The sequence below is a fragment of the Stenotrophomonas sp. YJH_SMC_130 genome (assembly GCF_059369035.1).
Genome location: NZ_JCAFSH010000020.1, coordinates 1 through 22,916, shown reverse-complemented (window position 1 = coordinate 22,916; position 22,916 = coordinate 1). Strand labels below are relative to the sequence as shown.

The 22,916-nt window shown below is 66.8% G+C and carries 21 protein-coding genes and 4 tRNA genes; 17 read left to right on the top strand and 8 right to left on the bottom strand.

Going from position 1 to position 22,916, the window contains the following annotated elements; genetic code table 11:
- Positions 1-20: 20 nt before the first annotated feature.
- From AC5P5V_RS16205 to wrbA, 3 genes are all read right to left on the bottom strand, one after another.
- A complete protein-coding gene (locus AC5P5V_RS16205) occupies positions 21-506 on the bottom strand; it encodes an asparaginase domain-containing protein (RefSeq protein WP_010481766.1) in 486 nt (161 codons plus the stop codon).
- A gap of 79 nt (positions 507-585) precedes the next feature.
- Positions 586-921: a DUF2069 domain-containing protein gene (locus tag AC5P5V_RS16200; protein ID WP_164262196.1), complete on the bottom strand. Its 336-nt coding sequence runs from the start codon at positions 919-921 to the stop codon at positions 586-588.
- Positions 918-1,511: an NAD(P)H:quinone oxidoreductase gene (gene wrbA, locus AC5P5V_RS16195; RefSeq protein WP_049438254.1), complete on the bottom strand. Its 594-nt coding sequence runs from the start codon at positions 1,509-1,511 to the stop codon at positions 918-920. Before wrbA ends, AC5P5V_RS16200 begins: the two co-directional genes overlap by 4 nt.
- Before the next feature lie 77 nt (positions 1,512-1,588).
- Here wrbA and AC5P5V_RS16190 point away from each other — a divergent pair, with 77 nt between their 5' ends.
- Entirely contained in the window at positions 1,589-2,863 is a 1,275-nt protein-coding gene (locus tag AC5P5V_RS16190; RefSeq protein ID WP_154350266.1) for a YihY family inner membrane protein, read from the top strand.
- Positions 2,860-3,432, top strand: a complete 573-nt coding sequence (locus tag AC5P5V_RS16185) for a TlpA family protein disulfide reductase (RefSeq protein ID WP_495215953.1) — start codon at positions 2,860-2,862, stop codon at positions 3,430-3,432. The genes AC5P5V_RS16190 and AC5P5V_RS16185 overlap by 4 nt, the downstream gene beginning before the upstream one ends.
- Before the next feature lie 534 nt (positions 3,433-3,966).
- Here the strand turns inward: AC5P5V_RS16185 and ppk2 are convergent.
- The 4 genes from ppk2 to hemA are packed head-to-tail and all read right to left on the bottom strand — an operon-like array spanning position 3,967 to position 8,851.
- A complete protein-coding gene (gene ppk2, locus AC5P5V_RS16180; RefSeq protein ID WP_049439764.1) occupies positions 3,967-4,749 on the bottom strand; it encodes a polyphosphate kinase 2 in 783 nt (260 codons plus the stop codon).
- A gap of 46 nt (positions 4,750-4,795) precedes the next feature.
- Complete coding sequence (locus tag AC5P5V_RS16175; RefSeq protein ID WP_231352560.1) at positions 4,796-6,502, bottom strand: O-linked N-acetylglucosamine transferase, SPINDLY family protein; 1,707 nt, start codon at positions 6,500-6,502, stop codon at positions 4,796-4,798.
- 5 nt (positions 6,503-6,507) lie between these two features.
- Positions 6,508-7,590, bottom strand: coding sequence for a peptide chain release factor 1 (gene prfA, locus AC5P5V_RS16170; RefSeq protein ID WP_005415394.1), 1,083 nt, complete (start codon positions 7,588-7,590; stop codon positions 6,508-6,510).
- Positions 7,568-8,851, bottom strand: coding sequence for a glutamyl-tRNA reductase (hemA, locus tag AC5P5V_RS16165; RefSeq protein WP_231352561.1), 1,284 nt, complete (start codon positions 8,849-8,851; stop codon positions 7,568-7,570). Before hemA ends, prfA begins: the two co-directional genes overlap by 23 nt.
- 63 nt (positions 8,852-8,914) lie before the next feature.
- Here hemA and AC5P5V_RS16160 point away from each other — a divergent pair, with 63 nt between their 5' ends.
- The 9 genes from AC5P5V_RS16160 to ychF all read left to right on the top strand — a co-directional run bounded on the left by AC5P5V_RS16160 (position 8,915) and on the right by ychF (position 16,478).
- Positions 8,915-10,600, top strand: coding sequence for a tetratricopeptide repeat protein (locus AC5P5V_RS16160; RefSeq protein ID WP_172412111.1), 1,686 nt, complete (start codon positions 8,915-8,917; stop codon positions 10,598-10,600).
- Positions 10,597-11,256: a lipoprotein insertase outer membrane protein LolB gene (gene lolB, locus AC5P5V_RS16155; protein ID WP_134968931.1), complete on the top strand. Its 660-nt coding sequence runs from the start codon at positions 10,597-10,599 to the stop codon at positions 11,254-11,256. Before AC5P5V_RS16160 ends, lolB begins: the two co-directional genes overlap by 4 nt.
- Positions 11,253-12,122, top strand: a complete 870-nt coding sequence (gene ispE, locus AC5P5V_RS16150; RefSeq protein WP_231352562.1) for a 4-(cytidine 5'-diphospho)-2-C-methyl-D-erythritol kinase — start codon at positions 11,253-11,255, stop codon at positions 12,120-12,122. The genes lolB and ispE overlap by 4 nt, the downstream gene beginning before the upstream one ends.
- 11 nt (positions 12,123-12,133) lie before the next feature.
- Positions 12,134-12,210, top strand: a tRNA-Gln gene (locus tag AC5P5V_RS16145).
- Between the two features lie 140 nt (positions 12,211-12,350).
- On the top strand, positions 12,351-13,310 hold the full coding sequence (locus AC5P5V_RS16140) for a ribose-phosphate diphosphokinase (RefSeq protein WP_005415400.1): 960 nt from the start codon (positions 12,351-12,353) through the stop codon (positions 13,308-13,310).
- A gap of 110 nt (positions 13,311-13,420) precedes the next feature.
- Positions 13,421-14,038 (top strand): 50S ribosomal protein L25/general stress protein Ctc, encoded by a 618-nt coding sequence (locus AC5P5V_RS16135; protein ID WP_005408191.1) that lies wholly within the window; start codon positions 13,421-13,423, stop codon positions 14,036-14,038.
- Positions 14,039-14,086: 48 nt separating this feature from the next.
- Positions 14,087-14,665 (top strand): aminoacyl-tRNA hydrolase, encoded by a 579-nt coding sequence (pth, locus tag AC5P5V_RS16130; RefSeq protein WP_134968932.1) that lies wholly within the window; start codon positions 14,087-14,089, stop codon positions 14,663-14,665.
- 41 nt (positions 14,666-14,706) lie between these two features.
- Positions 14,707-15,288: a DMP19 family protein gene (locus AC5P5V_RS16125; protein WP_181357902.1), complete on the top strand. Its 582-nt coding sequence runs from the start codon at positions 14,707-14,709 to the stop codon at positions 15,286-15,288.
- Positions 15,289-15,386: 98 nt separating this feature from the next.
- The gene (ychF, locus tag AC5P5V_RS16120) at positions 15,387-16,478 is read left to right on the top strand and encodes a redox-regulated ATPase YchF (protein WP_134968934.1); all 1,092 of its coding nucleotides are present in this window, start codon (positions 15,387-15,389) and stop codon (positions 16,476-16,478) included.
- 609 nt (positions 16,479-17,087) lie between these two features.
- On the opposite strand, the gene AC5P5V_RS16115 is transcribed toward ychF, so the two are convergent.
- A complete protein-coding gene (locus AC5P5V_RS16115) occupies positions 17,088-19,826 on the bottom strand; it encodes a TonB-dependent receptor plug domain-containing protein (protein ID WP_134968935.1) in 2,739 nt (912 codons plus the stop codon).
- Positions 19,827-19,996: 170 nt separating this feature from the next.
- Between AC5P5V_RS16115 and AC5P5V_RS16110 the strand changes: the two genes are divergently transcribed.
- The 6 genes from AC5P5V_RS16110 to AC5P5V_RS16085 form a co-directional block, all read left to right on the top strand.
- Complete coding sequence (locus AC5P5V_RS16110; protein WP_111202210.1) at positions 19,997-21,016, top strand: cyanophycinase; 1,020 nt, start codon at positions 19,997-19,999, stop codon at positions 21,014-21,016.
- Between the two features lie 138 nt (positions 21,017-21,154).
- Positions 21,155-22,171 (top strand): isoaspartyl peptidase/L-asparaginase family protein, encoded by a 1,017-nt coding sequence (locus tag AC5P5V_RS16105; protein WP_082783363.1) that lies wholly within the window; start codon positions 21,155-21,157, stop codon positions 22,169-22,171.
- Positions 22,172-22,308: 137 nt separating this feature from the next.
- A tRNA-Tyr gene (locus AC5P5V_RS16100) sits at positions 22,309-22,394 on the top strand.
- A 24-nt stretch (positions 22,395-22,418) separates the two neighbouring features.
- Positions 22,419-22,492, top strand: a tRNA-Gly gene (locus AC5P5V_RS16095).
- Positions 22,493-22,541: 49 nt separating this feature from the next.
- Positions 22,542-22,617, top strand: a tRNA-Thr gene (locus tag AC5P5V_RS16090).
- Between the two features lie 41 nt (positions 22,618-22,658).
- Positions 22,659-22,916 (top strand): GTP-binding protein (locus tag AC5P5V_RS16085; RefSeq protein ID WP_308140924.1); only part of this gene is annotated, 258 nt, incomplete at its 3' end.

Below are 22,916 nucleotides of genomic sequence, written 5' to 3'. Positions count from 1 at the left end.
CTTGGTCGGCACGCGGTTCCTCAGACCGACTCGAAGCGGTTCGCGGCCACGTTCTTGCGCACGTGCTGCGGGTCGAAGATCCGCCCGTTCATCGCGATGTACACGCCGCTCGGCAACGACTGCACCGCACCGATCGCACAGCCGATGTTGAACTCGGCATCCGAGCCGCGGAAGCGTGCCGGGCTCAGTGCACCGGTCATCACGATGGTCTTGTCCGGGATCGTCGCCAGCACCTTGCCGGTCTGCACCATCGAGTCGGTGCCGTGGGTCACCAGGACGTGCCGGGTCGGCTGCGCGGCGATGGTGGCGCGGATCAGCTCGCGGTCCTCATCGTTGATGTGCAGCGAATCCTTGCGCAGGATCGGAATCACGTTGAAGCGGAACGTCACGCCCAGCTCGCGCAGGATCATGCCGATCTGCGGATCGCCGATCTGGTAGTCCGACTTGTCGTCGAAGTAGATCTTGTCGATCGTGCCACCGGTGGTGACGACCAGGAGCTCTTCCATCATGTGCATGCGCGAAACCAGGACAGGTACTGCGGCGCGGGGCCAGGAATGCAGATGATACGGCCCAGCGGGCGCAGCGTCAGCGTTGCTTGCCGAAGCGGGCGCGCAGGCCGGGCAGGCTGGCGCTGAAGATCACCAGCAGGGCCAGCGCGATCTCGATCAGCGCCAGCCAGCGCGTTTCCGGATGGCTCCAGGCGCTCATCACGCCGTGGCTGAACCAGCCCAGCGCCAGCACCGAGGCCCAGAAACCGGCCTTGCGCCAGCCCAGGCGCACGGCGATGGCCAGCGCCAGCGGCGGCGCGGTGAACACCAGCTGGGTCGCCAGCCAGTGCTTGTCATTGATGAACCAGCCGGCGAACAGCGCGGCCAGCCCCATCAGGGCCAGCAGCAGGACCGTGCGCGGCGCGGCGGTCATCGGGCCAACCGCTGCGCGATGCCGGCCACCCGACGCCCCAGCGCGCGCGCCAGCACGGCTTCGTCGTCGGTCGGCTGCGGGTCGTCGGCGGCACCGGCGACGTGGCTGGCGCCATAGGGTGTGCCGCCACTGGTGGTATGGCTCAGCGCCGGTTCCGTGAACGGAATGCCGACGATCACGCAGCCATGGTGCAGCAGCGGCACCTGCATCGACAGCAGGGTCGATTCCTGCCCGCCATGCATGGATGCGGTGGACGTGAACACGCCGGCCGGCTTGCCGGAGAGGGTGCCATTGACCCATTCGGCGCCCAGCCCATCCAGGAAATGCTTCACCGGCGCGGCCATGTTGCCGAAGCGGGTCGGACTGCCGAGCAGCAGGCCCTGGCATTCGACCAGGTCCTGCACGCTTACATAGGGGGCGCCATCGTCGGGTACCGGCGGCTGCGCGGTCTGGGTCACTGCGGCCACCGGCGGCACCGTGCGCAGGCGCGCGGTCATGCCCGGCACTTCGCCGATGCCCCGCGCGATCTGGCGCGCCAGCCGTGCCACCGAACCGCCCCGGCTGTAATACAGCACCAGAATCTCGCCCATCGTGCCCGCTTCTCCTCGTCGTGTGGTCACCAGTATGGCTATCCTGCGAGCATTCCGCATCGGGTACCCTTCCACCGATGGAACCTTTGGATACGCTCAACCTGTGGATGGAGCGCGCGCGGGATCGCGCACGGGCCATCAGTTTCGGCCGCTTCCTGTGGCATCGCTTCCTCGACGACCGCCTGTTCCAGGCAGCGGCGGCGCTGGCGTACACCACGGTGTTCGCGCTGGTGCCGCTGGCCATCGTGGTGTTCGGCGTGCTCTCGGCCTTCCCCGTTTTCGACCGCTGGAGCGACCAGCTCAGCGACTACGTCTTCTCCAACTTCGTGCCCTCCGCTGCGCGCGCGGCCGAGGGTTACCTGCGGCAGTTTTCGGCCAGTGCCGGCCAGCTGACGGCCGCCGGCTTCATCGCACTGGTCGCTTCACTGCTGATCACGCTCAACAGCGTGGAAGAGACCTTCAACCAGATCTGGCGGGTCGGCTCGAGCCGGCCCAAGCTGACCCGCTTCCTGGTCTACTGGACCGTGCTGACCCTGGGCGCGATGCTTGCCGCCGCGTCGCTGGCAGTATCGGCGAGGGTGTTCGCGATGCCGTTGTTCGGTACCCAGGAGGGCCGTTGGCTGGCCGAACTGGCGCTGCGGCTGGCACCGATCCTGATCGAGTTCGTCTGCATCACGCTGATGTTCCGCGTGGTACCGCACCACACGGTGAAATGGCGGCATGCCGTGCCCGGCGCGATCCTGGCGGCGGTCATCCTTGAACTGGTGAAGTGGGGCATCGGCGCGTATCTGGGCAGCTTCCAGTCCTACCAGAAGCTGTATGGCACGGTCGCCTTCGTGCCGATCCTGCTGCTGTGGATCTACCTGTGCTGGGTGGCGGTGCTGCTGGGTGCGTCGCTGGCCTCCTCGATGGCCGCCTTCCGCTACCAGCCGGTCGAGCTGCGCCTGCCACAGGGGTACGAGTTCTATGGGCTGCTGCGCCTGCTTGGCCGCTTCCAGCATGCACGGGCCAAGGGCAAAGGCCTGGCCGATGACGAAATCCTGCGGCTGGAGCCGATGCTGACCGATTCACTGCTGCAGGACCTGATCTGCAACCTGCAGGAGATCGACCTGCTGCGCCGCGATGAGCGCGGCGAGTGGCTGCTGTCGCGCGACCTGGACCAGGTCAGCCTGGCCGATCTGTACGAATGCACCCAGCTGCGCATCCCGGTAGCCGAGCAGCACCTGCCGTATCGCGACGACAGCCTGGGCCGTGCCGCCTTGGCGGCGCTGGATGACCTGCGACTGCCCCTGCGCGAACGCCTGAAGCGCAAGGTCAGTGATATCTATACCGACTCTGGAGAGACCCCATGACCCGCAACACGTCGTTGCCGCTGCTGCTCCCGTTGACCCTGCTGCTGGCCCTGGCGGCCTGCAAACCGGCCCAGGAGCCGGCACCGGCCAGCAGCCAGCCGCCGGCACAGGCGCCGACGGCGAGCACGGCACCGGTCGAGGAAACCCCGGCCGAGCGCACCACCGCCGAGTTCCCGACGCTGAAGATGAAGGCGGTGGATGGCAGCGACTACGACCTGGCCGCGCTTCGCGGCAAGTGGGTGGTGGTGAACTTCTGGGCCACCTGGTGCGCGCCGTGCCGCAAGGAGATGCCCGAGCTGTCGGCCCTGCATGCGATGCGCAGCAACATCGAAGTGGTCGGCTTGGCTTACGAGGACATCGAAGTGCCGGAGATGCAGTCGTTCCTGGCCAAGCATCCGGTGACCTATCCGATCGTGATCGTGGACCCGTTCGATCCGCCGGCCGACTTCGCCACGCCGCGTGGCCTGCCGCTGACCCATCTGCTGGACCCGCAGGGCAAGCTGGCGCATACGTTCCTCGGCCCGGTGACCGCCGCCGACATCGAAAAGCAGATCGCTGCTGCCAAGTAGTGGGTTGGTCGGCAGGGCCTGCGGCCCTGCACCCGCGGTAGTGCCGGCCGCTGGCCGGCAGCAACAGCAACAGCCGAAGCAACAGCAACAGCGGGCTATCCGTGGGATGGCGGGGCGGTGTCGGAGTGCGGGGACGCCGCAAGTACGTCCATGTAGGCTTGGCAGCCGCATCCATGCGGCTGACACCCCGCACTCCGACACCGCCCCACCTCTGACAGATTCCTCATGTCTGGTAGATCCACGCCATGCGTGGATGATTCTCCAGACAAATCGAATATTTCGAATTGAATTCGAAGAGCATCCACACATGGTGTGGATCAACGACAGATCGCGGAAATCTGTCGAAGGCGGGGTGGGGCCGGGTGCGGGGGCGTGAGCCGCATGGATGCGGCGACCGAGCTTGCATGGACGTACTTGCAGCGCCCCCCGCACCCGGACCCGCCCCGCCATCCCGCAGGAAGCCCGCCGTTGCTGTTGCTGTTGCCGTTGCTCTGGCTTCGGCAGGTGCAGGGCCGCAGGCCCTGCCGACCAACCCTATCCCTCGACCGGGAAGTCCTCGATCGGCTTCAGCACATCGTAGTGCTCGCGATGCAGCTTGCCCTTCAGCTTCGGCAGCTCCGGCAACGGTGCATCCACCCGCGTATCCGGCAACCGGTCCAGCAGGTTTCGCACCAGGGTCAGCCGGCCCAGCCGCTGGTCGTTGAAATCCACCAGTGTCCACGGCGCCGCCTCGCGATGCGTCGCACGCAGCATCGCCTCGCGGGCCTCGGTGTACGCGCTGTACTTGCTGCGTGATTTCAGGTCGACCGGTGAGAGCTTCCAGCCCTTCAGCGGATCGAGATGGCGTTCGGCGAAGCGCTTTTCCTGCTGCTCCTGGTCCACGCACAACCAGTACTTGAACAGCAGGATGCCGTCGTCCACCAGCAGCTGTTCGAACACCGGCGCCTGGCGCAGGAACTGCTGGTACTCGGTTTCGCTGCAATAACCCATCACCCGTTCAACACCGGCACGGTTGTACCAGCTGCGGTCCATCAGCACGATCTCGCCGGCGGCGGGAAGATGCGCGGCGTAACGCTGGAAGTACCACTGCGTGGCTTCGCGGTCGGTGGGCTTGGGCAGCGCCACCACCCGGCATTGGCGCGGGTTGAGATGCTGGCTGATGGCCTGGATCGCACCGCCCTTGCCGGCTGTATCGCGGCCTTCGAACAGCACCAGCAGGCGTTGCCCGCTGTACTGAACCCAGCGCGCCATTGCAGTCAGTTCCAGCTGCAGCGGCAGCAGCAGTTCGTCGTAGTCCTTGCGCTTGAGCTTGGCCATCGTCACACCACGCGGGGAGGAATCCCGAGCGTAGCGCAGGGATCGCTCAGGCGATGTCGAGGCCCTGCCAGCCCTGTTCGCCCGCCAGATGCTGCAGCAGCGCCGAAAGGTCGTGGGCAAATCCGGCCATGTCGAACAGGCCACTGTCTTCGCGTGCCTGCGCCAGTTCGGCTCGCAACGCTGCCAGCGCCGCCGGGTTGTTGCCCAGCGCGCTGGCGGTGGCGATGAACGCCGCATCGTCGGCAACGTTCATCCGCGAAAGACCCAGATGATGGTTGAGGCTGCCGGCCACGCGCGCGGCGAAGGTATCGCCCGGGCAGGTCAGTACCGGGCAGCCGGCCCACAGCGCATCGGAGGCGGTGGTGTGCGCGTTGTAGGGATGTGTGTCGAGGAACAGGTCGGCCAGCTGATAGCGGGCCAGGTACTGCGGATGCGGCAGCTTGGTCATGAACACCAGGCGCGCCGGATCCAGGCCGGCGGCCTGCGCGGCCGCACGCAGGCGCGCATCGGCCTTGCCGGGCCCGGACAGCAGCCACAGCACGCTGCCGGGCACGGCCTGAAGCACCGCGAAGGCGCGGCCCATGCTGCGCGGGTTGAGCTTGTAGCTGTTGTTGAAGCAGCAGAACACCACGCCGTGTTCGGGCAGCCCGCACTCGGCGCGGGACGGTGCCGGTTCCAGTACGCGGGTGTTGTCCGAGGGCTGGAACGCACGTGGCAGGCGCAGGACGCGTTCGCTGAAGTGAGGTTCCAGCGATGCCGGCAGCACGAATTCGTCGGCGACCACGGCATCCAGCCAGCGCGCACCTGATGTGCCGGGGTAGGCCAGCCAGTTCAGCTGCAACGGGGACGGGCGCATGGCCAGCACTTCGGGCGTGCCGCCGCCCCCCCAGCCGCGCAGGTCGAACAGCAGGTCGATGCCCTGTGCACGGATGCGGGCCGCGATGTCGGCATGCCGCAGTGCGGCCACGTCATGCAGGCGGGCCGCAGCCTGCAGGCGTTCGCGGATGCGGCTGCCATCGGCGCGGTTCAGCGCGAACAGGTGCAGCTGCAGCGCCGGGTCAGGGCGCAGGTGTTCGAGCAGGGCCACGGTCAGCAGCCCGGTGGGATGGGCGCCGAAGCCATTGGAGAGGAAGCCGACGCGCAACGCGCCGTGCTCGCGAACCTTCACTGCAGGAAGGGGGCGCACCGCCGACGCAACGACCGCGGCGCGTGCGCGCGCACAGGCCAACTGCTCCGCAGCGCTGGCGTCTTCGTTGAGGAAGGCGAAGGGTTCCACCGCGCCCTGACCCGCGGCGAGCGCGTTGCGCACCTGCGCAGCCAGCGTGTCCACGTCCTGCCAGTCGCACAGGCGGCGCTGCCAGGCCAGGCGCTGGGCCGCGATGTAGGGTTCGCCCGGCATCAGCGCATGCGCGCGGCGATAGGCCGTCGCCGCCCCTTCGGCGTCATCGGCATCTTCCAGCGCGTGGCCCAGCCACAACGCGATGCCCGGGTGCTGCGGGGCCAATGCCGAGGCCTGGCCGAGCAGCTTCGCCGCGTCGGCGTGCGCGCCGGCCATCCACGCCACGCGCCCCAGCCGCGCCAGCGCTTCGGGGTGGTTGGGGCGCAGCTGCAGGGCACGTCGTGCGGCCTGCTCGCCGGCAGCGATGTCGCCGGCTTCCAGTTCCAGGTCGGCCAGCATCACCCAGGCGACGAAGTCGCCGGGCTGGCGTGCGATCGCCTGCTGCAGGTGCTGCCGCTGCTGCCAGGCCGTCATCGTGCTCAGCCCGCCGACAGCTGGGCCAGGGCGTCGACCTGGTGTTCGTGGCTGAGCCGCTGCAGCAGCGGGTCGAGGTCACCGGCCAGGATGTTGGGCAGGTCGTACAACGTCAGGCCTTCCACGCGGTGGTCGGTGATCCGGCCCTGCGGGAAGTTGTAGGTGCGGATGCGCTGGCTGCGATCGCCGCTGCCGACCTGCAGGCGCCTCGACTCGGCCTGTGCCGCGTCCTGGCGCTGGCGCTCGGCATCGAGCAGCTGCGCCTTCAGGCGCTTCATCGCCTTGTCGCGGTTGGCGTGCTGGCTGCGCTCGGTCTGGCACTCCACCACCACGCCGGTTGGCACGTGGGTGATGCGGATCGCGGACTCGGTCTTGTTGACGTGCTGGCCACCGGCACCGGACGAGCGGAACGTATCCACCTTCAGGTCGGCCGGGTTGATGACGATGTCATCGACTTCGTCGGCCTCGGGAATGATTGCCACGGTCGCGGCCGAGGTATGGATGCGGCCCTGCGATTCGGTGGCCGGCACGCGCTGCACGCGGTGCGTGCCCGATTCGAACTTCAGGCGCGAGAACGCACCACGGCCGACCACACGCGCCACCACTTCCTTGTAGCCGCCATGCTCGCCGGGGTTGTCCGATTCGATCTCGACCTTCCAGCCCTGGCGCTCGGCATAGCGGGCGTACATGCGGAACAGGTCGCCGGCGAAGATCGCGGCTTCGTCGCCGCCGGTGCCGGCGCGCACTTCCAGGAACAGGTTGCCTTCGTCGCGCGGATCGCGCGGCACCAGCAGCAGCGCCAGCTCCTGCTCCAGTTCCTGCAGGCGCGCCTGTGCAGCAGCGATTTCCTCGTCGGCCAGCTCGCGCAGGTCGGGGTCGGCGCGCATGCCTTCGGCGGCGGCCAGGTCGGCCTTGGCACGGGCTTCATCGGCGAGCGCGGCAGCGACCGGCTCCAGTTGGGCGAATTCGCGCGAAAGGTCGCGGAAACGGGTGTTGTCGGCGACCACATCGGGTTCGGCGAGCAGGCGTTCCAGTTCTTCGCGGCGCTCGGCCAGCGCTTCCAGCTTACGGCGCAGGGTCGGCGTCATCGGGTCTCACGGGTGGGTGGCGGTAGCCCGGCGTGGCCGGGAACAGGCGCGCGGCGGCGCGGGTCAGGTCGGCATCGCCACTCAGCGCGGCGGCGCGCAGTGCGGCGGTCGGCGGATGCAGCAGGCGGTTGGTCAGGCCGTGCGCCAGCAGTTCCAGCACTTCGTCGGCGGGCTTGCCGTTGGCCAGCTGCTGGCGTGCGCGCTCAAGCAACTCGGCGCGGGTGGCCTCGCCGAACGCACGCAGCTGCCGCAAAGGCGCCTGATGGGCACTGGCCTGCTGGGTCTCGACGTAACGCGATACCTGCAGGTCGATGATCGCCTCGGCTTCGGCGGCGGCCTCGCGGCGGCCACGGCGGTTGTCTTCCACCGCGCGTTCCAGGTCATCGACGGTGTAGAGGAAGGCATCGTTGAGCGTGCCGACCTCGGCTTCGATGTCGCGCGGAACGGCCAGGTCGAACAGCAGCATCGGCTTGTGCCGGCGGGCGCGCAGGGCCTTGGCCACCATCTCGCGATGGATCACCGGCTCGCGCGCGGCGGTGGCCGAGAACACCACGTCGGCCTCGCCCAGGTGGCGGTCCAGTTCGGTCAGCGGCAGGGCCACGCCGCCGTGGCGGCTGGCCAGTTCCTGCGCGTGGGCCAGGGTGCGGTTGGCGATCAGCAGCCGCCGCACCTTGCCTTCGCTCAGGTGCCGTGCAGCCAGCTCGATGGTCTCGCCGGCACCGACCAGCAGCACGGTGGAGTCGTCCAGCCGGGCGAACGCGTTCTGCGCCAGGCGCACCGCGGCCGACGCCACCGATACCGGGTTGGCACCGACCTGGGTATCGGTGCGCGCCCGCTTGGCCACCGAGAAGGTCTGCTGGAACAGGCGGTCCAGGCGCTGGCCGAGCAGGCCATGGTCGCGCGCGGTCGACCAGGCGTCCTTCACCTGGCCGAGGATCTGCGGTTCGCCCAGCACCATCGAATCCAGCCCGGTGGCGACCCGGAACAGGTGGCGCACAGCCTCGGCATCGGCATGCTGGTACAGATAACCCTGCAGGTCACCGGCCTGGCTGCGCAGCCACTGGTCCAGCGCCTGTGCCGACTCGGCCACGGCGTACAGCTCGGTGCGGTTGCAGGTGGACAGCAGGACCGCCTCGGCGATCTGCGGGGTATCGCGCAGCGAGCCCAGCGCACGCGGCAACGCCTCACCGGCGAAGGCCGCGCGCTCGCGCAGCTCCACCGGTGCGGTCTGGTGATTCAGTCCGAGCACCCACAGGGTCATTGTTCAGTTGCTTGCGATAAGCTGCTGGCCATTGGACGACATTTTAAGGCCCCGATGCCGACGATGCCCGCATTGATTCGCATCCCCAGTGTTCTGCTGCTGTCCCTGGCCTGCGCCCAGGCCCTGGCGGCGGTGCCGCCCAAGGCCCCCGTGCGGGCCGCGGCCACCGGGGAACTGGCGCTGGAGCCGGTGATGGCCGGTGAGTTCGCCCTGCAGGCCGGCAAGCTGGCCGAGGCCGCGCGCTGGTACCTGCAGGCCGCGCAGCAGACTGACGGCGATGCTGGCCTGGCCGAGCGCGCGACCCGTATCTCCATGCTTGCCAACGATGACGCCAGCGCCGCCAAGGGCCTGGCCCTGTGGCAGCAGCGCGCCCCGCGTTCGTTGACCATGCGCAGCGCCGCCGGTGCGCTGGCCATGCGCCAGGGCGATGTAAAGGCCGCCCGCACTGAATTGCAGGCGCTGCTGGCCGACCCCGACGAGCGCGGCTGGAAGTTCGCCCTGGCCGCGCTGATCGGCGGTGGCCGCGACCCGGCGGTGCCGGCGCAGGTGCTCGGCGAGCTGGTCGATGCCAATGCGATTCCACCGAAGATCGAGGCCTGGCAGGAGTTCGGCCGCCTCGCCCTGCGCATGGACAAGCCCGACCTGGCGCGGCGCATGATCGATGAAGTGGTCAGGCGCTTCCCCGAAGAACCGCGCGTAGCGTTGCTGCGTGCCAGCCAGCTGCAGCAGGCCGGCGAGACCGACAAGGCCTTGTCGCTGCTGCACGACGTCGAGCCGAAGACCCGGCAGGACCCCGAGCTGCGCAATGCGGTGGCCATCGCCTACGACAGCCTGGGGCAACCGGCTGCGGCCGAGCGCGTACTGGCATTCGGCCCGCAGGATGTGCAGACCTGGGGCATGCGCGCTTCACTGTTGGCCAAGCAGGGCGACAAGGCGGCGCTGTCCAACCTCTACAACGAACTGTCGCGGCAGGCGGCCAAGCCGGACCCCGCGCAGCGCTTGTTGCTGGGCAAGATCGCCGAATACCTGAAGCGCTATCCCGAGGCGGTGCAGTGGTACCACAGTGTGCCCGGCGGTGATGAGCTGAGCGAGGCGCGCCTGCGTGCGGCCAACGCCCAGGCCCTGGCCGGACGGCTGCCACAGGCACTGGATGAGGTGCACGCGATCCAGTCCGACGCGGTGGTCGATGATGATGTGCGCCGTGACGCGTATCTGCTGGAGGCCGAGCTGCGCCAGCGCGGCGATGACAGTGCTGGCGAACTGGATGCGCTGGCCCGCGGCCTGGCCGCCTACCCGGATGACAATGGCCTGCTGTACGCCCGCGCGCTCACCTGGGAGCGTCGTGACGATATTCCGCGCGCCGAGGCCGACCTGCGCAAGATCCTGGTGACCGATCCGGAAAACGTGCCGGCGCTGAACGCGCTGGGCTATACCCTGGCTGACCGCACCGGGCGCCTGCAGGAGGCGCTGGAGCTGATCGACCGCGCCCGCGTCGCCGAGCCGGACAACGCTGCCATCGTCGACAGCTATGGCTGGGTGCTGTATCGCCTGGGCCGCAAGGACGAAGCGCTGGTGCAGCTGCGCCGGGCCTGGACCCTGGCCAAGGACCCGGAGATTGCCGCCCATGTCGGCGAAGTGCTGTGGGTGCTGGGCAAGCATGACGAGGCCCGCCACTTCTTCGACGAAGCGGCCAAGCTCGACCCTGAAAACCGCGCGCTGCTGCGCGCCCGCGAGAAATTCAATCCATGAGTGTTTCCCTGATCCGGCCGCTGCTGTTGGCGGCTGCGACCCTGGCGGTGACCGCCTGTACCAGCGTGGGCACGCAGAAGACCCCGCCACCGGCGGTGGTCGAGACAGTTTCGGCCGAAGCGGCGCAGGCCGAAGCGGCGCGTGTGGCCGCCCTGCATGCACAGCCGGACTGGGCCTTCCAGGGCCGGGTCGCGGTCAGCAAGGGCAAGGACGGCGGCAGCGGTCGCATCGACTGGAAGCAGCAAGGCCGCCGCTACGTGGTGGAGTTGAGCGCGCCGGTGACCCGGCAGAGCTGGAAGCTGACCGGCGATACCCATTCCGAAGCTGGCCGCCTGGAAGGACTGGCGGGCGGCCCGCGCGACGGCGAGGACGCCCAGCAGCTGTTGCTGGAGGCGACCGGCTGGGACATTCCGGTCAACCAGTTGCCGGAGTGGATCCGTGGCCTGGTGGCCGGCGACGCCGCCGGCCCCGAGACGGTCGAACGCGACGGCGAAGGCCGGCCCCGCCGCATGCAGCAGATGGGCTGGCAGGTACAGTATCTGGACTGGTACCCGGCCGACGCCGGACGGCCGGCGCTGCCGCGCCGGATCGAGGCCAGCAATGGTGACGCCAAGGTGCGCCTGCTGGTGGACCAGTGGGGCCAGGTCACGCCATGAGCGGGGCAGTCGACGACGCGGGCTGGTCCTGGTGGCCGGCCCCGGCCAAGCTGAACCTGTTCCTGCACGTCACCGGCCGCCGGGCCGACGGCTACCACGAACTGCAGACCGTGTTCCGCCTGCTGGACTGGGGCGATCGCATCGGCCTGCGCCTGCGTGAAGACGGCCAGGTGCGCCGGCACGGCGAGGGCCTGGCGGGCGTGGCCGAGGCCGACGATCTGGCGGTACGTGCCGCGAAGCTGCTGAAAGAGTCGACCAATGTCGCGCAAGGTGCGGACATCATCGTTGAAAAGCATGTTTCAGCCGGTGGCGGCTTCGGTGGCGGCTCGTCCGATGCGGCCACGGTACTAGTGGTGCTGAACCGGCTCTGGCAGGCCGGGCTGGACGAAGAGGCGCTGGCCGCGCTGGGCCTGCGCCTGGGCGCCGACGTGCCGGTGTTCGTGCGCGGCCGCAACGCCTGGGCCGAAGGGGTGGGCGAGCGCCTGCAGCCGATCACGCTGGCGCCGGCCTGGTATGTGGTGGTCGAACCGGGCGTTCATGTTCCCACGCCGGCCCTGTTTGCAGACCCGGATTTGACGCGCGACAGCCCAGTGGCGAAAATAGAGGACTTCGCTTCCGGGACCCTGGTCGGGAACGCGTTCGAACCGGTGCTGCGCCGCCGTGAGCCTGCCGTCGAGGCAGCGCTTGCCGCGTTGAGCGACATCGGCACGGCGCGGCTGACCGGTTCGGGGAGTGGTTGTTTCGTCGAATTCGCGTCGCAGTCTGCTGCAGAGCAGGGACGGTCGAAATTGCCGAAGGAGTTGCGGGCAAGGGTGGCTGCGGGCGTTGCGCGTTCGCCACTGCTGGATGCACTCGAGCAACACTGATTTATCAATGCAGGGGCGTCGCCAAGAGGCCCAAGGCACCAGGTTTTGATCCTGGCATTCGTAGGTTCGAATCCTACCGCCCCTGCCAATAGCGGCTGTGTCCGCGCCTTCCAGCGCATCGCCCGCGCGGGACGTGGAAACAACCGCGGTGTTGTCAGCAGCAAGGGTCCATCCGGGTCCTTGCCGCCCCCGGATCCCCGCCACTCGTCCCCGCCCGAGACAATCATGATGCAAGAGTCCCCGAACCTGCTGGTCTTTTCCGGCAACGCCAACAAACGTCTGGCGCAGAACATCTGCAAGGAACTGGGGGTTCGCCCGGGCAAGGCGCTGGTCTCGCACTTCTCCGATGGCGAAGTGCAGGTGGAGATCGAAGAGAACGTCCGCAAGCAGGACGTGTTCGTGATCCAGCCGACCTGCGCGCCGAGCGCGGAAAACCTGATGGAACTGCTGGTGCTGATCGACGCGCTCAAGCGCGCATCGGTGGCCAGCGTGACCGCCGTGGTGCCGTACTTTGGCTACTCGCGCCAGGATCGCCGCATGCGCTCCTCGCGCGTGCCGATCACCGCCAAGCTGGCGGCGAAGATGTTCAGCACCGCGGGCGCTGATCGCGTGCTGACCGTCGACCTGCACGCCGACCAGATCCAGGGCTTCTTCGATATTCCGGTGGACAACGTGTATGCGTCCCCGCTGCTGCTGGCCGACATCTGGCGCGCCTACGGCACCGAGAACCTGATCGTCGTCTCGCCGGACGTGGGCGGCGTGGTCCGCGCCCGTGCGGTGGCCAAGCGCCTGGATGACGCCGACCTGGCGATCATCGACAAGCGCCGCCCGCGCGCCAACGTCTCCACCGTGATGAACATCATCGGTGACGTCGAAGGCAAGACCTGCGTGATGGTCGATGACATCGTCGATACCGCCGGCACCCTGTGCGCCGCTGCCGCTGCCCTGAAGGCGCGCGGTGCGCTCAAGGTCGCCGCCTACTGCACCCACGCGGTGCTGTCGGGCCCGGCGGTGGACAACATCACCAATTCCCAGCTCGACGAGCTGGTGGTGACCGACACCATCCCGCTGAAGGATGCCGCGCGGGTATGCAGCAAGATCCGCCAGCTGAGCGTGGCGGAGATGCTGGCCGAAACGATGCGCCGCATCGCCTTCGGCGAGTCGGTCAGCTCGCTGTACGTCGACTGAGTTTTTCGTCCCTGCCGGCAACGGCGGGGACATACCCCGGGTGCTTCTGGTCGCGGAAGCATCTTCAACCGCCACGCCGAAAGGCGAGGCAACAACCTGAGTAGTCGAAAATGTCGAAGACCCATGAAATCAAGGTCACCAAGCGTGAACTGCAGCGTAAGGGTGCGAGCCGCCGCCTGCGTCACGCGGGTGTGATCCCGGCCATCGTGTACGGCGGCAACGCCGAGCCGGTCGCCATCAGCCTGGACCACAACGAAATCTGGCTGGCCCAGCAGAACGAGTGGTTCTATGCCTCGATCCTGGACCTGAACCTGGACGGCCAGGTGCAGAAGGTCCTGCTGCGTGACATGCAGCGCCACCCGTACAAGCAGCTGATCATGCACCTGGACTTCCAGCGCGTGAACGAGAACGAAGCCCTGACCGCTTCGGTCCCGCTGCACTTCGTCAACGAAGACACCTCGCCGGCCGGCAAGGCTGCCGACGTCGTGGTCACCCACGAACTGAAGGAAGTGACCATCACCTGCCTGCCGAAGGACCTGCCGGAGTCGATCGAAGTCGACCTGGGCGAGCTGAAGGCCGGTGACGTGGTGTACCTGTCCGACATCAAGCTGCCGAAGGGCGTGGAAATCCCGGCCCTGGCGCTGGGCAAGGACCATGACGACGCCATCGTCACCGCCAAGGCCGGCAAGGCCGACGAGGCTGACGAAGAAGCGGCTGCCGCCGAGTAATACCGTTACGGTGCCTGCCTGCGGGCAGGCACCGTATTGGAAGGAACCATGGCAGGACTGCGACTGATCGTCGGTCTGGGCAATCCCGGATCGGAACACGCCCGGACCCGGCACAATGCCGGGTTTCATTTCGTTGAGGCCCTGGCGGAGAAAGCCGGTGCGCGATGGAATGTGGACAGCAAGCTGTTCGGTGAGACCGCCAAGGTCGAGATCGCCGGGCAGACGGTGTGGCTGCTCAAGCCCGCCACCTTCATGAACCTCAGCGGCAAGTCGGTCACCGCCGCACAGCGGTTCTGGAAGATCGAACCGGAAGAAACCCTGCTGGCCCACGACGAACTGGACCTGGCGCCCGGCGTGGCGCGGCTGAAGTTCGACGGCGGCCACGGTGGCCAGAACGGCCTGCGTGACACCATCCGCCTGCTCGGCCACGGCAAGTTCCATCGCCTGCGCGTGGGCATCGGCCATCCCGGCCACAAGGACCGCGTGGTGGGCTGGGTGCTCGGTCGCCCATCCAAGGAAGACGACGTGCTGATCGCGCGCGCCATCGACGATGCGATCGACGTGCTGCCGCTGGCGGTGCAGGGCGATTTCAACGAAGCGATGAAGCGGCTGCATACTCCGCGCTGACCATGACCGACCCGCGTACTCCCTGCACCGTGTGTGGCGCCATGATCCTGCTGGCGACGGCGGCCCGGAACGATGGGCTATGCATGCCGTGCCGGAATGGCACGCGGCAAAGCATGGAAGAGGCGAAGGTGCGAAACAAGGAAATGCGCGAAGAGCTGGACCGATACGAGAATTCCGCTGCGGGGCGCCACTGGAACTGGCTGGTGGAACAGGAAGGCGGTTCGGGCTGTGGATTCTCAGGAATGCTGACGCCAGATCAGCGCTACTTCGCGGTTTCGGTGACAAGTAGCGAAGTCTGGCGTGGCGGCATTGGTACGTACTTCGACAGTTACTCGGGTGCCTATTACGAAGAGACGCTCGCAGGTCTTGAAGAAATGGGGCTGGTCGAATTGGGCGACGTGCTCAAAGAAGCCAAGATGGTGCTGTTCGGTGACGACGCCGTGCCCAAGGACGAAGGTGTCCGGTGGGAGAAAATGTACGGTCAGCATAATGAGTTGCCGGATGGTGTCGAAGTTCTGCTGGACCGCTTGAGCCAGAGATTTTGTGAGACTGAGGAGAGGCTAGAGCTTTCTGCTGCACTGCAGGCCTATGCTGAGAAGCACAAGCTGTACGCTGCGTTCTAGCTTGGGCTACTGGAAGGACGATTGGGGATTGAGGGCATGCCCGCAGGCGAGCCTTGAATCCCGAATCATCCACTTACACTCAAACCCGGATTCAACCCATGGGTATCAAATGCGGCATCGTCGGCCTGCCCAACGTCGGCAAGTCGACCCTGTTCAATGCGCTGACCAAGGCGGGTATCGCCGCGGCGAACTTCCCGTTCTGCACCATCGAGCCGAACGTCGGCATCGTGCCGGTGCCGGATCCGCGCCTGAACGAGCTGGCGGGCATCATCAACCCGCAGAAGGTCATCCCGACCGCGGTCGAGTTCGTCGACATCGCCGGCCTCGTGGCCGGTGCCGCCAGCGGTGAAGGCCTGGGCAACAAGTTCCTGGCGCACATCCGCGAAGTCGATGCGATCACTCACGTGGTGCGCTGCTTCGAGCATGGCGACATCGTGCACGTGGCCGGCAAGGTCGATCCGATCTCGGACATCGAAACCATCGATACCGAGCTGGCGCTGGCCGACCTGGACAGCGTCGAGAAGGCACTGAACCGTGCCGAGCGTGCGGCCAAGGGCGGCGACAAGGATGCAGCGGCGCGCAAGCCGGTGCTGGCCAAGCTGCAGGCGGCACTGTCCGACGGCAAGGCCGGCCGCTCGGCCGGCCTGGACGAGGAAGAGAAGGCGCTGGTGCGCGACCTGTTCCTGCTGACCCTGAAGCCGGTGATGTACATCGCCAACGTGCTGGAAGACGGTTTCGAGAACAACCCGCACCTGGAAGCCGTGCGCGCGCATGCCGCCGCAGAAGGCGCGCAGGTGGTGCCGGTGTCGGCCGCGATCGAGGAAGAGCTGTCCCAGCTCGACGACGAAGACCGCGATACCTTCCTGGCCGACCTGGGCCTGAGCGAGCCGGGCCTGAACCGCGTGATCAATGCGGCCTACAGCCTGCTGGGCCTGCAGACCTACTTCACCGCAGGCGTGAAGGAAGTCCGCGCGTGGACGGTGCGCAAGGGTGCCACTGCCCCCCAGGCCGCCGCGGTCATCCACACCGACTTCGAGAAGGGCTTCATCCGCGCCGAAACCATCGCGTATGACGACTTCATCAAGTACAAGGGCGAAGCTGGCGCCAAGGAAGCCGGTCGCCTGCGCCTGGAAGGCAAGGAATACCGCGTGCAGGAAGGCGACATCCTGCACTTCCGCTTCAACGTCTGATCCGGCGGCAACGGATCGACCCCGGACGCCCCGCCTTGTGCGGGGCGTTCGCGTTTCCGGCGATGGACAAAAAATCACCACGCTGCGAAACGCTTGCGGCGTGACGTTCGCCGGCACTTGTCCACAGCAAACTCCCATCGCTTTCCACGCCAGGTGTGGAAAACCGACGAACCTGATGTAGAGCCGAGCCCATGCTCGGCTGATGCCAGCAGGAGCCGAGCGTGGGCTCGGCTCTCGCCCGCGTGACCTGGACAAATTTTCACCGCGCTTCGAAACGCCTGCGGTGCAATGCTCGCACCCACTTGTCCACATCAAGTTCCCATCGCTCTCCACGTACCGTGTGGAAAACAATCGGGGCCGTGGACAAAAAATCACCACGCCCGGAAATGCCTGTGAGACAAGGATCGCGCCCACTTGTCCACACCAAGTTCCCATCGCTTTCCACGTGCGGTGTGGAAAACCCGCGTGGCCCGCTCTGGTAGTCGCCCCACCTTGGTGGGCGCGTGGCATATCAGTGTCCACCAAGGTGGGCATCTACCAGAGCCAGGTTCCCAAACAACAAGGCCCGCCAATGGCGGGCCCCGTCGTCCACGTCCTGCGTAACCGCGCTTACAATGCGCTGCCACCGAACTTGTGGGTGTACTGCAGGTTGATCGTGCGGCCGACGCTGTCGAACCAGGACACGTCGTAGTACGGGTAAGCGGTGTACGTACGGTCCTTCGGCGGCATCTTGTTGAACACATTGACCACCGACAGCGACAGGCGCGCGTGGTCGTCGAAGCGGTACTGCAGCGACGCGTTGTAGCGGTAGGTCGCCTTGATGTACGGGCTGTCACCGCTGTCCCACTCGAAGATCTGGTCGTAGCTGTCCGAGGTCGGCAGCTTGCCCAGGCGCGAGCCATAGACCGTGGCCGACCACGCATCCTTCTCCCAGGTCACGCTCAGGCTGGTCTTGGTGCGCGGAATGTCGAAACCGCTGTTGACCGCGAACTGATCTTCGACGGGGTCACCGGGGTAGCGCTGGAAGTCGTGCTTCTTCACCCAGGTGTGCGTGCCGTTGAGGACGAAGTCGCCGATGCCGGTCTGCAGGCGGTAGCGCAGGCCGACGTCGATGCCGGAGGTAGATTCGCGGGCGACGTTGATCGGGGCGACACGCACGCCGTACAGGCGGCCATCACTGGTGCGGGTGATGCGGTCGAGCGCGTCCACGCAGGTCGGCGAGTTGATGTCGGCAGTACCCAGGCGGCAGTTCGCTTCACTGGCCAGTATCGCGCGCACGTCCATGTCCTGCACCTGGTTGCGCATGTCGATGTCGAACCAGTCCACCGACAGGTCCAGGCCGATCGCCGGCGACCAGACGAAGCCGGCGCTCCACGAGGTGCTGGTTTCCGGGTCGAGCTGGCGGTTGCCGGTGCGGCTGCGGATCAGGTTGCGCTCGTAATCGGAACAGTCGCTGGCTTCCTCAAGGCGGCAGGTGTACAGATCCTCGGCGCTGGTCTCGTCGTTGCCCGGTCCGGCAAACACATAGTGCAGGTCCGGTGCACGGAATGCGGTGCCGTAGGAGCCGCGCACCAGCAGGGTATCGATCGGGCGCCATTCCAGGCCGCCGCTCCAGGTCGCCTTGCCGATGGTGTGGCCGGAATAGCGGTACTGGTCGTAGCGGCCCGCCACGCTCAGGTTGACCGTCTCGTGCAGCGGCATGCGCAGCTCCGCAGCCGTCGCCCAGCGGTTGCGCGAACCGTTGCCGCCCGAATCCTTCCAGCTGTAGTAGTAGTACTGGGTCGCCAGCGGATCGGGATTCAGCGAGTACGCCTGCTGGCCCACTTCCACGGTCGCGGCGAAGCCGGCGTCACCGCCCGGCAGGCCGAACAGCGTGGAATTGGTCAGCGTGAACGCGGCCGTCTCGGTCCGCGACTTCGGGGTGTAAGTGGTACGCGCCGCGATCGAGTCGTACTCGGCGCGGGTCAGTGGACGGTACAGCCGTGACGGATCGGCGTTGTAGACCGGGAAACCGTCGTCGTCCACGCCCAGCTGCGGGCCCAGGAACAGGTCATTGGCCTTGGCGGCAATGATCTGTGCCCAGCTGATGCGCGACTGGTACTGCGAATGGCTCAACGCCGCTTCGTAATCCCAGTTGCCAATCAGGTTGCCCTTGAAGCCGGTGGTCACGCTGAAGGTCTTCTGCGTGCTGCGCACCATGGCGTTGCGCAGGCCGCCCATTTCCTCGGGCGAGAACTGGCGCTGCCAGAACTCGATCTCGCCAGTGGCTTCGTTGTTGAAGTAGCCCGACTCATCACCGTTGGCATCCATGCGGCCCCACTGGGTGACGTCGCGCATCAGCGACATCGTGTGGTAGCCCAGCTGCACATCGGCGAACCACTGCTGGCCGTTGTCGAAGTCGTAGCTCAGCGACGCGTAGCCATTGGCGCCGCGACGCTTGCTGAGGATGGTGCCGTAGCCGATCGAGCTGTCGCTGCCGCAGTAGTAGCCGTAGCGCGGGCGGTACGCGCGGTAGGTGCTGCCCTGATTCTGCCCGGCCAGCGCTTCGCAGGTGGCCGTACCCGGATCCAGGTAGTCGTCGTTGTAGTCCGTGCGCAGGTAAGCGCGGCGGGCGATGCGCGAGCCCTCGGTGGGGCCGTCCTGGGTCGAATCCTGGATGTCGCGCTCGTACGCCCACAGCGGGCGCTGCGACTGCAGCTCGACGCTGTACACCGCGTTGAAATTGCCGCGGCTGAAACCGCTGGCCAGGCTCATGTCGAACGAGTCGCCACCGCCTTCGCTGGTGGTGCCCATGCGCATGTCGATCGTGGTGCCGTCGGCCTTCTTCTTCAGGATGAAGTTGACCACGCCGGCGATCGCGTCCGAGCCGTAGATGGCCGAGGCGCTGCCGGTCAGCACTTCGATGCGCTCGATCATGCCCAGCGGGATGTTGGAGACATCGGTGAAGTTGCTGCGGCCCTTGAACGGCATCGGGAAATCGGCAATGCGCCGGCCATTGACCAGCACCAGCGTGTGGTTCGGGCCCAGGCCGCGCAGGTCCACCTGCTGGGCGCCCGGCGAGAAGTCGGCGCCACTGGAAGACTGCTGGCTCTGCGTCTCACCGCCGTTCTGGGTCATTGCACGCAGTACGTCCGGCACGCTGGTGAAGCCACTGGAGCGGATCTGCTCGGCATTGATCACCGTGATCGGAGCGGGGCCTTCCACCTGGGCGCGCGGAATGCGCGAGCCGGTGACCTGCACCGCGTCCAGTTGTTGCACCGAAGAGGAAGCCGGTGCCTGGGCCGCCGCGGAAGCAGCCACGCCCATCAACGCCAGCTGGATCGAGCACGCTATCGCCTGTCTACGCATGAAGAATTCTCGGAAATGAAGCCGGCCCGCAGAGGAGGGGCCCTGTCCCCCATTCAGACTTCCGGAATGGGCGCGCGCATTTAACGCCTTTTTCATGTCCTTGACTACTGGGCCCCTATCTGGCAAAGAGTGAAAACGCTTGCAACTCGATTTTGTTCAGGGAGATCAAGATGCGACGCCTCGACCGGACCCTGCCTGGCCCCTTCGCTTGGCTGGCGCTGCTGGTGCTGGGCTGGCCACTGGCCGCGCCCGCGCAGGACCTGCAGGGCCCCGGCTTCGCCTATTACGAAGTCGGCGATCTGGAATCCCCGCGTCCCGGTCCGCGCGCGCCCGCCATGATGCTGATGGGCGGTGGCGAGTGGGTGCCGGAGGCGTTCCAGTGGTGGCTGAAGCAGGCCGGCAATGGCCGTGTGCTGATTCTGCGCGCCTCCGGTGGCGACGAACTGCAGGACCGCCTGTACCGCGAGATTGGCGGCACCACCGCAGTGCAGACCCTGGTCTTCGACAGCCGCCGCGGTGCCGATGATCCGGCGGTGCTGCGCGTGGTCGCCGCGGCCGATGCCATCTTCATTGCCGGCGGCGACCAGTCCCGCTATATCCGCTTCTGGAAGGGCACCGCACTCAACCGTGCACTCAACGCCCATGTGCGCGCCGGCAAGCCGATTGCCGGTACCAGCGCTGGCCTGGCCATCCTCGGCGGCTATGCCTATGGCGCCATGGATGGCGGCAGCATCACCTCGGCCGGTGCGCTGGCCGACCCGATGGGCAGTGCCGTGACTCTGGACAGCGGCTTCCTGCAGATGCCCTACCTGCAGCGCGTGGTCACCGACACCCATTTCGACAAGCGGGACCGGCTCGGCCGCCTGATCGTGTTCGTGGCACGTGCCGCCCAGGACAGCGGCGACCCTGACATCGTCGGCATCGGCGTCGATGAGGACACCGCCCTGTGCGTTGAGCCCGATGGCCGGGCCCAGGTCTACAGCGCAGATGGCGAAGGCAAGGTCTGGGTGGTCAGCCCCGGCCGCGACGCCGATCGCCTGGTGGAGGGGGAACCGCTGCGCTTCCATGCGGTGCCGGTGACGGTGGTCGCCAGCGGCAGCCGCATGCGGCTGGATGATTTCCAGGCCGAGGCCGATTACCAGGCCGTGGCCGACGTCAGCGATGGCGAGATCGAAGTCATCCGCCAGTGACCCGGCGATCCTGTGGCCACGCATGGGATGCTGTAGAGCCGAGCCCGCGCTCGGCTGCTCTTCAATCGAGGCATCAGCCGAGCATGGGCTCGGCTCTACGATGATGCCTCCCTTGCCCACCTGCTGGAGACGTATCCGATGAAACTGCGCCTGGCGCTGTCTATGCTGCTGTCCCTGCCCATGCTTGCCCAGGCCGCACCGGCCGCTTCACCGCTGCTGGTCATCCACGGCGGCGCCGGCGTCGAGCGCAAGGACCTGTCGCCGGCTGAGGAGAAGGCTGCGCGCGGCGCGTTGCGCGCGGCGCTGCTGAAGGGCCATGCCGAACTAGCGGCCGGTCGCCCGGCGCTTGCAGCCGTCACTGCGGCAATCACCGTGCTGGAGGACGATCCGACCTTCAACGCCGGCAAGGGTGCGGTGTTCACCCATGACGGCCACAACGAACTGGATGCCGCGGTGATGGATGGCGCCACCCAGGCTGCAGGTGCGGTGGCCGGCGTGCAGCGGGTGCGCAACCCGATCCTGCTGGCCCAGACCGTGATGCAGAAGTCCAGGCACGTGATGATGGTCGGGCAGGGGGCCGAGGCGTTCGCGGTGGAGCAGGGCATCAGCCTGGTCGATCCATCCTATTTCCGTACCGACAAGCGCTGGCAGCAACTGCAGCGCGCATTGAAGGAAGAGGCCCGTGGCCAGGCGCACGCCGACCTGGAGACCGCAAGGCACTTCGGCACGGTGGGCGCGGTTGCGCTGGATGCGCAGGGGCAGCTTGCTGCCGGCACCTCCACCGGTGGCATGACCAACAAGCGCTATGGCCGTGTGGGCGATTCGCCGATCATCGGCGCCGGTACCTGGGCCGACGCGGGCTGCGCGGTATCGGGCACCGGGTGGGGCGAGTACTACATCCGGACTGCGGCCGCGCACGAGATCTGTGCACGCATGCGCTACCAGCGGCAGACGCCGGAGCAGGCCGGCAGGGGCGTGATCAACGAGATGATTCCGAAGATGGGCGGCGACGGCGGCGCGATCGTGCTTGCCGCAGACGGAAAAATGGCCATGCCGTTCAACACCCAGGGCATGTATCGGGGCTGGATTGGCGCCGATGGCGTCCCCCATGTCGCAATTTTCGCCAGCGAGACCCTGCCGGTCCCTGGGCAATAACCTTGCGTATCAATGGGTTTGCGACAACGTGTGAAAAAGATGGAAAAAAGCGTTGACAGCCCCCCGCCTGATCAGCAGAATAAGCGGCTCACCACCACACACCGCAACGCTTCGGCGGCAACGGGTTGGGGTGGTAAGGAGGGATACCCAAGCGGCCAACGGGGGCAGACTGTAAATCTGCTGGCTTACGCCTTCGGTGGTTCGAATCCACCTCCCTCCACCAGTTTCACGTTGTGACATTCCCGGCGCGGGAGTAGTTCAATGGTAGAACCTCAGCCTTCCAAGCTGATGGTGCGGGTTCGATTCCCGTCTCCCGCTCCATTGAATGAACTTTGAATATTATCGAGTTCATGTCATAATGCAAAACTCGGCTCACGTAGCTCAGTCGGTAGAGCACTTCCTTGGTAAGGAAGAGGTCGAAGGTTCGATTCCTTTCGTGAGCACCATCTCAAGCATCACCTCTCAGACGAATTCGAGATAAGCAGCCATGGCCAAGGGTAAGTTCGAGCGCACCAAGCCGCACGTCAACGTCGGCACCATCGGTCACGTCGACCACGGCAAGACCACGCTGACCGCCGCACTGACCAAGATCGGTGCCGAGCGCTTCGGTGGCGAGTTCAAGGACTACTCCTCGATCGACGCCGCGCCGGAAGAAAAGGCGCGTGGCATCACGATCTCGACCGCGCACGTCGAATACGAATCCCCGATCCGTCACTACGCCCACGTTGACTGCCCGGGCCACGCT

Bases quoted from the DNA above. Each gene is read 5' to 3' on its own strand.
- AC5P5V_RS16205 (WP_010481766.1), bottom strand. From the start codon at position 506: ATGGAAGAGCTCCTGGTCGTCACCACCGGTGGCACGATCGACAAGATC.
- AC5P5V_RS16200 (WP_164262196.1), bottom strand. From the start codon at position 921: ATGACCGCCGCGCCGCGCACGGTCCTGCTGCTGGCCCTGATGGGGCTG.
- wrbA (WP_049438254.1), bottom strand. From the start codon at position 1,511: ATGGGCGAGATTCTGGTGCTGTATTACAGCCGGGGCGGTTCGGTGGCA.
- AC5P5V_RS16190 (WP_154350266.1), top strand. From the start codon at position 1,589: ATGGAACCTTTGGATACGCTCAACCTGTGGATGGAGCGCGCGCGGGAT.
- AC5P5V_RS16185 (WP_495215953.1), top strand. From the start codon at position 2,860: ATGACCCGCAACACGTCGTTGCCGCTGCTGCTCCCGTTGACCCTGCTG.
- ppk2 (WP_049439764.1), bottom strand. From the start codon at position 4,749: ATGGCCAAGCTCAAGCGCAAGGACTACGACGAACTGCTGCTGCCGCTG.
- AC5P5V_RS16175 (WP_231352560.1), bottom strand. From the start codon at position 6,502: ATGACGGCCTGGCAGCAGCGGCAGCACCTGCAGCAGGCGATCGCACGC.
- prfA (WP_005415394.1), bottom strand. From the start codon at position 7,590: ATGACGCCGACCCTGCGCCGTAAGCTGGAAGCGCTGGCCGAGCGCCGC.
- hemA (WP_231352561.1), bottom strand. From the start codon at position 8,851: ATGACCCTGTGGGTGCTCGGACTGAATCACCAGACCGCACCGGTGGAG.
- AC5P5V_RS16160 (WP_172412111.1), top strand. From the start codon at position 8,915: ATGCCCGCATTGATTCGCATCCCCAGTGTTCTGCTGCTGTCCCTGGCC.
- lolB (WP_134968931.1), top strand. From the start codon at position 10,597: ATGAGTGTTTCCCTGATCCGGCCGCTGCTGTTGGCGGCTGCGACCCTG.
- ispE (WP_231352562.1), top strand. From the start codon at position 11,253: ATGAGCGGGGCAGTCGACGACGCGGGCTGGTCCTGGTGGCCGGCCCCG.
- AC5P5V_RS16140 (WP_005415400.1), top strand. From the start codon at position 12,351: ATGCAAGAGTCCCCGAACCTGCTGGTCTTTTCCGGCAACGCCAACAAA.
- AC5P5V_RS16135 (WP_005408191.1), top strand. From the start codon at position 13,421: ATGTCGAAGACCCATGAAATCAAGGTCACCAAGCGTGAACTGCAGCGT.
- pth (WP_134968932.1), top strand. From the start codon at position 14,087: ATGGCAGGACTGCGACTGATCGTCGGTCTGGGCAATCCCGGATCGGAA.
- AC5P5V_RS16125 (WP_181357902.1), top strand. From the start codon at position 14,707: ATGATCCTGCTGGCGACGGCGGCCCGGAACGATGGGCTATGCATGCCG.
- ychF (WP_134968934.1), top strand. From the start codon at position 15,387: ATGGGTATCAAATGCGGCATCGTCGGCCTGCCCAACGTCGGCAAGTCG.
- AC5P5V_RS16115 (WP_134968935.1), bottom strand. From the start codon at position 19,826: ATGCGTAGACAGGCGATAGCGTGCTCGATCCAGCTGGCGTTGATGGGC.
- AC5P5V_RS16110 (WP_111202210.1), top strand. From the start codon at position 19,997: ATGCGACGCCTCGACCGGACCCTGCCTGGCCCCTTCGCTTGGCTGGCG.
- AC5P5V_RS16105 (WP_082783363.1), top strand. From the start codon at position 21,155: ATGAAACTGCGCCTGGCGCTGTCTATGCTGCTGTCCCTGCCCATGCTT.